This window comes from Frankia sp. CcMO1 (assembly GCF_977945845.1).
Genome location: NZ_CDWTMG010000164.1, coordinates 1 through 10863 on the forward strand (window position 1 = coordinate 1; position 10863 = coordinate 10863).

A 10863-nucleotide genomic window follows, 5' to 3' on the forward strand; every position below is an offset into this window, starting at 1 on the left:
GATACATAGATGTCCGCGCTCGTATCGCCTACCGGCGGGCGGCCCTGACGCCGAGGCCGCCGCCTCCGCCCGCAGGATCGGATGGCGGACGACCGATGGTCCCGTGGCCACGGCCCACGGCTCCACGGGTTCGTGGGTTCATGTTGCGAACAGGTTTCGGTGGGGGTCACTGGTTGGTCCGCGGGGCTCCCGCAGCTAGTGTTCGGGGAGTGGAATCGTGGCTGAACGCAGCCGGCGTCGAGGGGACCGGCGCCAGTCGGGAGCCGATCATTCGCTCCTGGTAGGCATCCCCGGGTCATCCGTGCCCCGTCCCACAACTCCATACCGATGCCGCTCACACCTGTGCGGGAGAGTCCCGGTCGCTCGCTGGTCGGGACGCCGAAGGAGCAAGCTCTCCCCATAAACTCTCAGGCCCCCAACCGCCGGGTCAGGCAACTCTGGAAAGTGGACGCCGTGAGGTGTCCCGCCGACGGTGAAAGCCGCGTTCCCCGCCCGCAGCTCCCCGGACTGCCGGCGGCGGCGCCGGTGAAGCTCTCAGGCCTATGACAGAGGGGGAGGCCCGCCGCGGCGCCGGCATGATCCGTCGTCGCCCGACCTCCGGAGCAGTCATCATGCCTGACGTCACCGAGTACGACGACACCCCCTATGCCGATGGACCGGCCATGGCCGCCACGACCGCCACGACCGCTCCCGCGTCGTCGCACGCGCGGTCGGGGGCGCCGCGGCAGGGTAGCGCCGCGGCGGTGGGCAGGAACGGTGCGAGGCGGCTGCCCGCCGCGGCCATCCCGCGGTTTGCCGATCGGCACATCGGCCCGGACCCGTCCTCCCAACGGGCGATGCTGGATGCGCTGCGCGTGGAATCACTGGCCGCGCTCACTGATGCGGCCGTCCCGGCGAGCATCCGTGACCAGGATCTGGATCTTCCCGCGGCGCTGAGTGAACCCGCGGTGCTCGCGGCCCTACGCGCGTTCGGTAGCAGGAACCGACCGGTTTCCTCGATGATCGGGCTGGGGTTCCATCCCGCGGTGATGCCGGGAGTCATCCAGCGCAACATCCTGGAGAGCCCCTCCTGGTACACAGCGTACACGCCGTACCAGCCGGAGATCTCCCAGGGCCGCCTGGAGGCGTTGCTCAACTTCCAGACGATGATCACTGATCTGACCGGCCTGGCGGTGGCCGGAGCCTCCCTGCTGGACGAGCCGACCGCGGCGGCCGAGGCGATGCAGATCGCGTTCCGGACGGCGAAGGGTTCCCGCACGACGTTCCTCATCGAGGCCGACACCCTCCCGCAGACCATTGCGGTGGTCGCGACCAGGGCGGAGGCGCTGGGGATCAACGTGGTGGTCGCGGATCTCGCCGCCGGACTCACGGCCGTGGGCCCGGCGGAACTGGATGCGACCTTCGGCCTGCTGCTGTCTTATCCCGGGCCGGCGGGCGTCCTGCGGGATGTGCGTGGTGTGATCGCAGCGGCGAGGGAGCGCGGCATCGTCGTCACGATCGCCGCCGATCCGCTGGCGCTGACCCTGCTGCGGGCGCCTGGTGATCTCGGCGCGGACATCGCGGTGGGGAGCACGCAGCGGTTCGGGCTACCGCTGTCCTTCGGAGGCCCGCACGCCGGCTACCTCGCAGTGCGCAAGGGGCTGGAGCGGTCCCTGCCGGGGCGGCTCGTCGGGGTATCGGTCGACGCGGACGGCGCACCCGCGTACCGGCTCACCCTGCAGACCCGTGAGCAGCACATCCGGCGGGAAAAGGCGACGAGCAACATTTGCACAGCCCAGGTGCTGCCCGCGGTACTCGCCTCTATGTACGCGGTCTACCACGGCCCGGAGGGCCTGGCCGGGATCGCGCGTCGCCTCCACGGGCACGCGGTGCGCCTCGCCGAAGGCCTGCGCGCCGCCGGTGTGACGGTGGTGCACGACGCGTTCTTCGACACCGTCCTCGCCGCGGTACCGGGCCGGGCCGCCCAGGTGGTTGCGGACGCGTTGGCGCGGGGAGTGAACCTGCGGCTGGTCGACGATGACCACGTGGGCATCTCCTGCAACGAGACGACGGGCCGGGCCGAGCTGGGGGCCGTCTGGTCGGCCTTCGGGGTGGGCCCGGAGGCCACGGCGGGCATCACTTGGACCGAGACCGAGACCGAGACCGAAAGCGGGATCCGGACCGGGGCTCGGACCGGGCCCGTCGTGGCGGCGAGCGATCATCTCATGGCCCGCGCGGACCAGGCAGACCAGATGGCGGACGAGCTGGTGGCGCTGCCCGCCGAACTGGTGCGTACGGATCCCTACCTGCAACATCCGGTGTTCCACGACCATCGGTCGGAGACCGCGATGCTCCGCTATCTGCGTCGACTGTCCGATCTTGATCTGGCTCTCGACCGGGGCATGATCCCCTTGGGGTCGTGCACGATGAAACTCAACGCGACCACGGAGATGGCCGCGGTCACCTGGCCGGAATTCGCCGACATCCATCCATTTGCTCCGCTGGGCCAGGCCGCCGGATATCTCGCGATGATTCAGGACCTAGAGCGTTGGCTTGCGCAGATCACCGGGTATGCGGGGGTTTCCCTCCAGCCGAATGCCGGCAGTCAGGGTGAGCTCGCCGGGCTGCTCGCCATCCGGGCCTATCACCGCGATCATGCTGTTCCCGGGTCCGTGGTGCGAAACATCTGTCTCATTCCCTCCTCGGCGCATGGGACGAATGCGGCGAGCGCCGCGATGGCGGGAATGCGGGTGGTCGTCGTCTCCTGTGACGACGACGGGAACGTCGACCTGAACGATCTGGCCCGCAAGGCCCGCGCGAACGCGGACGCGTTGGCGGCGCTGATGGTCACCTACCCGTCGACCCATGGTGTGTACGAGGAGGGCATCGGGCAGGCGTGCGCGATCGTGCATGAGGCCGGCGGCCTGGTGTACGTAGACGGAGCGAACCTCAACGCTCTGGTGGGGCTCGCCAGGCCGGGGCAGTTCGGGGCCGACGTGAGCCACCTGAACCTGCACAAGACGTTCTGCATCCCGCATGGTGGCGGGGGTCCGGGGGTCGGCCCGGTCGCCGTGGTCGAGAAACTCCTACCCTATCTGCCGAACCACCCGCTGCGGCCGGAGGCCGGACCGGCCACCGGAGTGGGCCCGATCTCGGGATCCCCATGGGGCTCGGCCGGAATTCTCATGATTCCGTGGGCCTACATCCGGATGATGGGTACGGATGGCCTGCGCCGGGCGACCTCGGTGGCCGTCCTGAACGCCAACTACATTGCCCACCGGCTGCGTCCGTACTATCCGGTGCTCTACGCGGGCCGGGACGGGCTGGTCGCCCATGAGTGCATTCTGGACCTACGGCCGTTGACGAAGATGACCGGCGTCACCGTGGACGATGTGGCGAAGCGTCTCATCGACTACGGTTTCCATGCTCCGACCATGTCCTTCCCGGTTGCCGGAACACTGATGGTCGAGCCGACGGAGAGTGAGGATCTCGGCGAGATCGATCGTTTCTGCGACGCGATGATCTCCATTCGGGCCGAGGTGGAAAAGGTTGGAGACGGTATCTGGCCGCGGACCGACAATCCCCTGAATAATGCTCCGCATACCGCACAGATGGTTACCGCCGACGAATGGTCGCACGCTTATCCGCGATCGGTGGCGGCCTATCCCGTCGCTTCGCTGCGGGCCGCCAAGTACTGGCCCCCGGTACGTCGGATCGACGGCGCCTATGGTGATCGCAACCTGGTCTGCACCTGCCCACCGGTGGGATCCTTCGCCGCGGAGCCGGTCGACGAGCAGATTCTCGCGGGGGCCCGCTGAAGACGGGATGCTGACGCGGCCGCCGTCGATCTTCTCCATCGCGGCGGCGGCCGATGCGAGGCCGAACGGTCCCGCTGGGTAGTCTGCCGCGACCTCCAAACCCTTCCCTGACGGAAGAGTTCAGAAGTCAAACTCTTCGTGGCGTAAGGATTATCGCTCGTCCGCTCGTCCGCTCGTCCGAGCGGGAATGAAGTGGACTTGAAATTCCTGTTACCGGTCTTGACCATGGATCATGTTCGCCCAATAGTGGTGTACTGACTGTCATAACGGGTCATTCGGCGATGACACTCCGGCAGGTCGCCGCTTGAACAACAGGAGGCCACGGCGGATGGATCCTCGGATGGAAAAACAGCTGGCAAGGGCCCGGCGGGTGGCGGTCGACATCGGCCTCGGTCCGGCGCTGAAGCTGGTGCGTGACAACGTCGTCCCTACCGCCCGCCGCAATCGCAGCGACGATCGGCATCTGGCGCTGCTGCTGTCCTTCGTTCTCCGGGAGGACTCGAACTGTATCGACGTGGGCGCGCACAAGGGTGACGTTCTCCGGATCATCCTCCAGCACGCCCCGGGAGGCCGGCACGTCGCCTATGAGCCGTTGCCGCACATGGCCGCGGCGTTGACCACCGATTTCCCGGCGGTGGAGGTACGGCAGGCCGCGCTCGCCGACCGGCCGGGGGTGCTGCCCTTCACCTACGTCCGTAGCAGGCCCGCCTACAGCGGGCTGCGTGATCGGGTGCCCGACAGCGAGGACGTCGAACAGATCGAGGTCGCGGTCGAGACGCTGGACGACGCGATGCCGGCCGACTACCGGCCAGCCTTGATCAAGGTCGACGTCGAGGGGGCGGAGTACGGGGTGTTCAAGGGCGGCCAGAAGCTGATCGGCTTCAGCCGGCCGTATCTCGTCTTCGAGTTCGGTGCCGGTGCCCGGGACTACGGCACGACGGCCGACGAGATGTACACGCTCGTCGACAGTGATCTCGGGCTGCGCATCTTCGATCTGGACGGCGACGGTCCTTACACGTTGCCCATGTTCCGGGCGGCCTTCGCGTCGGGGGCGCACTTCAACTTCGTCGCCCACCCCTGAGGTGCGTCGCGGAAACGTCCGCGACGGCGGTCGTCAGCCTGACTTTCCGATCATCAGCTCGTAGTGGTCCGGGCGAGGCTCGCCCTTCGTGACCGCCCCAGCCGGGATCCGTCCGAGCGGGGCGGATCCCGCACAATGAGTGGACAAATGATCAGATAAGAGTACCCATCAGGCTTCAAACGCTCCTGTACGAAGAGCAACCATTCGATACGGTTTCAGCAGGTCGCGGCGTTCGACTCGTCGTTCGACCCGCCGAAGCCAGGCGGGTGGGATCAGTGTTGCTGTGGGTGCCGTGAGCGGCAACGGAATGCCGCAAGGCACCACAGGCGTACGCGGCCGGTACGCGTGCCACCCGCATGTTCACACTGAGAGGCTGCTCATGGCCCGGTCCTTCCGGGGCGGCTGTTCACCGCCAGCCGGTCCTGCATGGTCGACAGGTCCGATTCCCTCGGTCAACCCGACAACGAACGCCCATCGACGGCATCACGCCCAGCCGGGCGACGCACCGGTCCGGACTTCCCGGCGGACCCCGGCACCGCTGCCACGCCCGCTGTCCCGCACGGATCCCGCGTCGCGAACCGAGGGGTGATGCCGGCTCCATCGTGGCGGCGCGCCTGGCGTAGCCACGTCTGGCTCGTCTATCTCTGTCTCGGTCTGATCGCCATCCTCGTCTACGGCCAGCTTCCCACGACCGGCGGCCCACGCGTCGTCCGGCTGGTCATCTACCTCTGCCTCAGCACCTCGGCCGCGGGGGCCGTGTTCCTCGGCCTGCAACGCCAGGAGCTGACCGACCGACGTCCCTGGTTGCTGATCGGAATCAGCCAGGTGATGTACGCCATAGGCGATGGCGCCTTCTACATCTTTCACTATGTGCTTGACATCACAGACTATCCGGCCTTGCCGGATGCGTTGTATCTGGGCCACTACCCGCTGCTCGTCGTCGGTCTCGTTCTGCTGACCCGGCGACGGACCCAGGAACGGGACATCGCCGGCCTGCTCGACGGGTCGATGTTCCTGCTCGCGGCGGTTCTGTTGTCCTGGCTCTACCTGATCGCGCCGCAGGTGCGTGCGGGCCAGGAGCTGTTCGTCGGCGTCACCTCGGTGGCCTATCCGGCGATGGATCTGGCGCTGCTGGGGGTGGCCATCCGTCTCGTGGTGGGGCACGGGAGCCGCCCACCCGCCTTCTTCCTGCTGGCGGGCAACCTGCTCGCCATCCTGACCGCCGACACCATCTACGTCGCGCAGCAGACGAACGGGGCCTTCGAGGTCGGCAACTACCTCGACGCGATCTGGTTGACGGGCAACCTCGCCCTCGGCGCCGCCGCGCTGCATCCGACCATGGTCGACCTCACGCGGCCGGCGCCCCCGCGTGCGCAGGCGCGCAGCGGCTGGCGCCTGGTGGCACTGTCGAGCGCCGGGCTGGTGGCTCCCACCGTGCTGGCCGTGCAGGTGATCCGTGGTGATCTACGGGATCTGCTGGTCGTCGTGGCCGTAAGTGCGATCATGATGATTCTGATCATCGTTCGGATGGCGGGCCTGGAGGCCGACCAGCGGCGTCTGGCGATCACGGACGGGCTGACCGGCCTGCGTACCCGCCGCTATCTGGAGGCCGAGATGCGGTTGGCGGCCGGTCGGGTACGACGCACCGGATCCGGAATGGGGCTGATCCTCGTCGACGTCGACCACTTCAAGTCGGTGAACGACCGATTCGGCCATCCGGCTGGTGATCAGGTGTTGACGGAGGTGGCTCGGCGACTGCTGGTCGTGACCCGTCCCGGTGACGTCGTCGCCCGTTACGGGGGTGAGGAGTTCGCGCTGCTCACGCTGAATGTCCGGGGAGGCGCCCTCGCCGATATCGCCGAACGTCTGCGCCGCGGCGTCGGACGGGAACCCGTCCGGATCGTCGTGCCCGCGCCGCGAGTTCTGGACCCGCCGGCCCGAACGGGGGAGTCCGGGGCGGCGGGGTCTACCGAGCCGACGAGGGCGCGCGGCCAGGCCCGGTCGGGTGCCGGTGTCCGGGGAGACAGCGGCGAGGAGTTTCTGCTGATCGCGGTGACGGTCTCGGTCGGAGCGGCGGCCCTCCCCGATCACGCGGACGACACCTTCGCGCTCGTCGCAGCCGCGGATCGCGCGCTGTACGCCGCGAAAGCCGCGGGACGGGACCGGGTCGCGATCGGTTCCGCCGGACCGGGCCACGACGTCGGTGATCATGAAGTCGGTGAAACGGCTGGTTTGAGTAGGCAGCCCCCGGCCCCGGATGCCGTATCCGCCGCGGTGCCCTGGCGTACGCGATGGTGAGCGCGGCCACGGCGGCGGGCAGGCCGGCGAGCGTCGCCCGATCGTCCGTCTTCGGGATGGTCCGGTCGCGCGCCGGTCTTCCTTCCGTGGCCATAACCGAAAGAGAGTAGGACGCCGTGAGCGATTCCGCCCATCCGGTGGCATCGGCGGGCCGTGCGGGGGTAGTTCTTTCGGATCGGTCCCGGAGCAACCGCTCCAGGTGCTTGGTCGGGTACCCTCCGTGGCGCGGCGGGGTCATGTGTCGTGCTGGTGCGGCGCCGAGTGTTCGCTCCTTGTCCCGGAAGCGGTGGTTGTTCCCCTCGAGAAAGATGGGGAGTGACGGACACGGTCGTAAGACCGATACTTTGACGCTCCAGTACCTGCATGTGGCGGACCGGTCGTTCCCGGGTGGTCGAGAGGCGGAAGTGGTGAACCGGAACACGCGGGGAGGTACCGGCGACGACTCGGGCGGATGAGGCGTTGTGAACGGAGGTACCCAATCGTGCGGTCCGGGGTGGCTGGGGGATTCCCTACCCAGCCCGTCTGATACCGCCGGCAATGCCGCACCAGATCCCCATCTGGACGTCATCACCGGTACGGGCTGTCCGTACCCAAGAAAGGTCACGAGAGAGGGGCGTCCGTGCGAACGCTCGAACCCACCAGCCTCGACCTCGACTCGATCGAGGTCGACAAACTCGCCAAGGGCATCACTCTGAGTCTGCTCATCCCGGCCCGTGGCCCGGAGGCGGCTCGAACTCTCGGCGACATCATCGCACTCAACCGGCAACGCTGGATGCAGGAGCGCAGCGTGCTGGACGAGATCGGCGTGGTTGTCGACCCGTCGTCGGACGGGGACGAACATGGCCTGATGCGCATCGCGACCGACGCGGGCGCCAGCTGGGTCGTGCGTGGAGAGTCGGTCCTGCAGCGCCACGCGGGTCGAGAGGCCACCACGACCGGCGGCAAAGCGGGCGCGATGCGTAGTCTCGCCTACCTTGCATTCGGTAGTCGGCTCATCTTCCATGACGCCGATCTGGAAAGCTACGATCCATATACAGTGGGTGTCCTGGCTGCCGCCGTGACTGCCGATAACGCCCCGCTTTTCGTCAACGGAAGTTCGCGTAGAGTCACTGGCGACGGGCAGCCCGGGGGGCGAACCACCGAGATGCTGCGGTCGCTGTTGTCGAAACAGCTCGCCAGGTATGTGCCGTCCATCACTCGGACAATCCAGCCCCTGATCGGGGAATTCGTCATCGACGCGGACGTCTTTGCGGCGCTGGCGTTCTCGCGGGGGTACGGCGTCGAGACGTCACTGAAGGTTCTGGCGCTCGATCTGCTCGACTACTCCGATAGTCTCCAGATCGAACTACCGATCAAGTATCAGGTCGGCCAGCATTACCACAGTCTGGTCAAACAGTTCCATGAGATTAGTTTCACAATCGATGTTCTGGAGGCGTACTTTCAGCGTCGGCGGGTCGACCCGCACGTCGCCATCTGGCAGATCGCCGACAACTACGACCTGCTTTTCCCGGGTCGTACGTATGCGTTGCACCGGCCGCCGGGCTACGACGACACCGACTTCGTCCCGCGGCTCGGCTTCTACCAGCCGTTGGCCACGGCACCAGCTTATCAGGCGCGCTTGCCGGAGATCAAGGGTACCCGTCGGGTCGCGCTCGACGCGCTGGGGCGGCGAATGCGGACCTCGGCCTGACCGTCCGGCTGCCGGTCGCCGGACAGTTGAACCGCTGCCGCCGACCGGCCGACCGTCGACCACCAGACCGTCTGGTCGACACCGGGTGGTTGGTCGACACCGGGTGGTCACTCCGCGGCCGGCCGGCCGGCCGGCGGGACGGGCATCACCGTGGCGAGGTTGTACCCGCCTCGCCACACGCGGATGATCGCGTCCGCCATCTGCCGGTCGAACAGATCGTCGATGTCGTCGAGGGCGGAGGGGAGGTGCCCGAACATCTCCAAGGAGATGAAGCCGTGCAACTGGGTCCAGACGGCCAGGCACACGGCGAGTCCTGCGGCGTCGATCGCGACGTCGTGGTCGCGTCCCCAGGCTTGTAGGCTGGCGCGCATCGGCGGGGTGAGCTGGGCGTCCACCGTGGCGGCGTCGATCATGCCGGCCCTGGTCGACTCGCTCATGCAGCGGAACAGCACCGCGACCGCGCGGTGCAGCTGTGTGATCATCCGGTCGTTGGTCGACGTGGCGCAGGGGATGCCGGGGCCGAAGATCAGTCCGTATTCCGTCGGATGGTCCAGGGCCCAGCGGCGGTGCGCGCGGGCGACCTGGAGCCAGCGTCGTAGGTGGTCGTGCGGATCGGCCGCGTCGAAGGCCGCCTCCAGGGCCTCCGCCAGTGAGGCGAACCCGTCCGCGACCAGTTCGGCCAGCAGGACCTCCCGGCTGTCCACGTAGCGGTACAGGGCCGATGGGGCCATGCCCATCACCCGGGCGATCCCCCGTAGGGAGAGCGCAGCCGGGCCGTGCTCGGCCAGCTGGGCGCGCGCGGTCTGTTTGATCTCGTCGAGAGTGGCCTGCCGCAGTCGTTCGCGACGGGGAACCGGACTGCTCACCACGGTCATGGTGGGTCTCGACGAGAACGCTGTCAACTTTGCGAACGGATGCGTCTTGACACGAGCAGCGATCGCGAACACTGTTCTCTTCAGCATCGCCTGCTCTTCGGAGGGTTCCGTGTTTACTCCGCTCGTGGCGCTCGTGACGCGCCGCCCGCGTCTGGTCCTCGTCCTCACGCTTCTCGTGCTGCTCGGCGCCGGTGGGCTCGCGGGCGGTGCCTTCGGCAAACTCCAGACGGGGGGGGTTCGACGATCCGGCGTCGGACTCCTCCCGGGCCGAGGACGTCCTGGACGCTCGCTTCCACGGCCGCCCGAACTTCCTCCTGTTGGTGACCGCCCGGGCGGGCGATGTGGATGACGCGGCGGTCGTCGCCGCGGGAAAGACGGTTGCCGCCGATCTCGCCGCCCAGGCCGGGGCGAGGGACGTCGTGTCCTACTGGACGGGGGGCGGTCCGGCGCTGCGCTCGAGGGACGGCCGGCAGGCGCTTGTCGTCGCCAGTATCCAGGACGATGACCAGGCCGCCGACATCGTTGATCATTACGAGTCGTGGGGGCGCGCCGGGGGCGGTGACGGTCGGGGAGGACATCAGCGGACACGTCTCGGCCGACCTCGCCGCCGCCGAGTCGTTCGCCATTCCCATCACGTTGGCGTTGCTGGTCATCGCGTTCGCGGGCGTGGTTGCCGCCCTGCTGCCGCTGGGTATCGGGCTGCTCGGCATGCTGGGTGGCTTCGCCGCGCTTTCGGTGATCGGTGATCTCACCGATGTGTCGATCTTCGCGGTGAACCTGGCGACGGCCCTCGGCCTGGGGCTGGGCATCGACTACTCGTTGCTGATGGTCAGCCGGTTCCGGGAGGAACTGGCGGTGGGCCGGGACCGCGCCACCGCGGTGGAGAGGACGGTCCGCTCGGCCAGCCGGACGATCTTGTTCAGCGGGGCGACGGTGATCGTGGCATTGGCCGTGATGCTCGTCTTCCCGCCGTTCTTCCTGAAGTCGATGAGCTACGCCGGGATCTCGGTGACCCTCGTCGCGATGCTGGCCGCCGTCGTGGCCCTGCCGGCGCTGCTGATGGTGCTCGGCGAGCGGGTCAACGCCTGGGGGATCGGCGGCCTGCTCGGGCTCGTGCGCCGC

The 10863-nt window shown here is 68.0% G+C and carries 6 protein-coding genes and 2 riboswitches; of the genes, 5 read left to right on the plus strand and 1 reads right to left on the minus strand.

The features are described from left to right. Positions 1–335 precede the first annotated feature (335 nt). Positions 336–432, plus strand: a riboswitch (glycine riboswitch). Then, positions 433–556, plus strand: a riboswitch (glycine riboswitch). A 55-nt stretch (positions 557–611) separates the two neighbouring features. From gcvPB to AC08OU_RS17410, 4 genes are all read left to right on the plus strand, one after another. Then, complete coding sequence (gcvPB, locus tag AC08OU_RS17395) at positions 612–3797, plus strand: aminomethyl-transferring glycine dehydrogenase subunit GcvPB (RefSeq protein WP_476601150.1); 3186 nt, start codon at positions 612–614, stop codon at positions 3795–3797. Between the two features lie 340 nt (positions 3798–4137). Continuing rightward, positions 4138–4878 carry an FkbM family methyltransferase gene (locus AC08OU_RS17400; RefSeq protein WP_476601148.1) on the plus strand — a complete coding sequence of 247 codons (741 nt, stop codon included), beginning with the start codon at positions 4138–4140 and terminating at the stop codon, positions 4876–4878. A 588-nt stretch (positions 4879–5466) separates the two neighbouring features. After that, positions 5467–7176 (plus strand): GGDEF domain-containing protein, encoded by a 1710-nt coding sequence (locus AC08OU_RS17405; protein WP_476601146.1) that lies wholly within the window; start codon positions 5467–5469, stop codon positions 7174–7176. A gap of 619 nt (positions 7177–7795) precedes the next feature. After that, on the plus strand, positions 7796–8866 hold the full coding sequence (locus tag AC08OU_RS17410) for a glycosyltransferase family protein (RefSeq protein ID WP_462203126.1): 1071 nt from the start codon (positions 7796–7798) through the stop codon (positions 8864–8866). A gap of 107 nt (positions 8867–8973) precedes the next feature. Here the strand turns inward: AC08OU_RS17410 and AC08OU_RS17415 are convergent, their stop codons facing one another. Then, a complete protein-coding gene (locus AC08OU_RS17415) occupies positions 8974–9828 on the minus strand; it encodes a TetR/AcrR family transcriptional regulator (RefSeq protein WP_476601144.1) in 855 nt (284 codons plus the stop codon). 414 nt (positions 9829–10242) lie between these two features. Here AC08OU_RS17415 and AC08OU_RS17420 point away from each other — a divergent pair. Beyond that, on the plus strand, positions 10243–10863 hold a 621-nt coding region (locus tag AC08OU_RS17420), incomplete at its 3' end, for an MMPL family transporter (protein WP_476605330.1).

Bases quoted from the DNA above. Each gene is read 5' to 3' on its own strand.
- gcvPB (WP_476601150.1), top strand. From the start codon at position 612: ATGCCTGACGTCACCGAGTACGACGACACCCCCTATGCCGATGGACCG.
- AC08OU_RS17400 (WP_476601148.1), top strand. From the start codon at position 4,138: ATGGAAAAACAGCTGGCAAGGGCCCGGCGGGTGGCGGTCGACATCGGC.
- AC08OU_RS17405 (WP_476601146.1), top strand. From the start codon at position 5,467: ATGCCGGCTCCATCGTGGCGGCGCGCCTGGCGTAGCCACGTCTGGCTC.
- AC08OU_RS17415 (WP_476601144.1), bottom strand. From the start codon at position 9,828: ATGCTGAAGAGAACAGTGTTCGCGATCGCTGCTCGTGTCAAGACGCAT.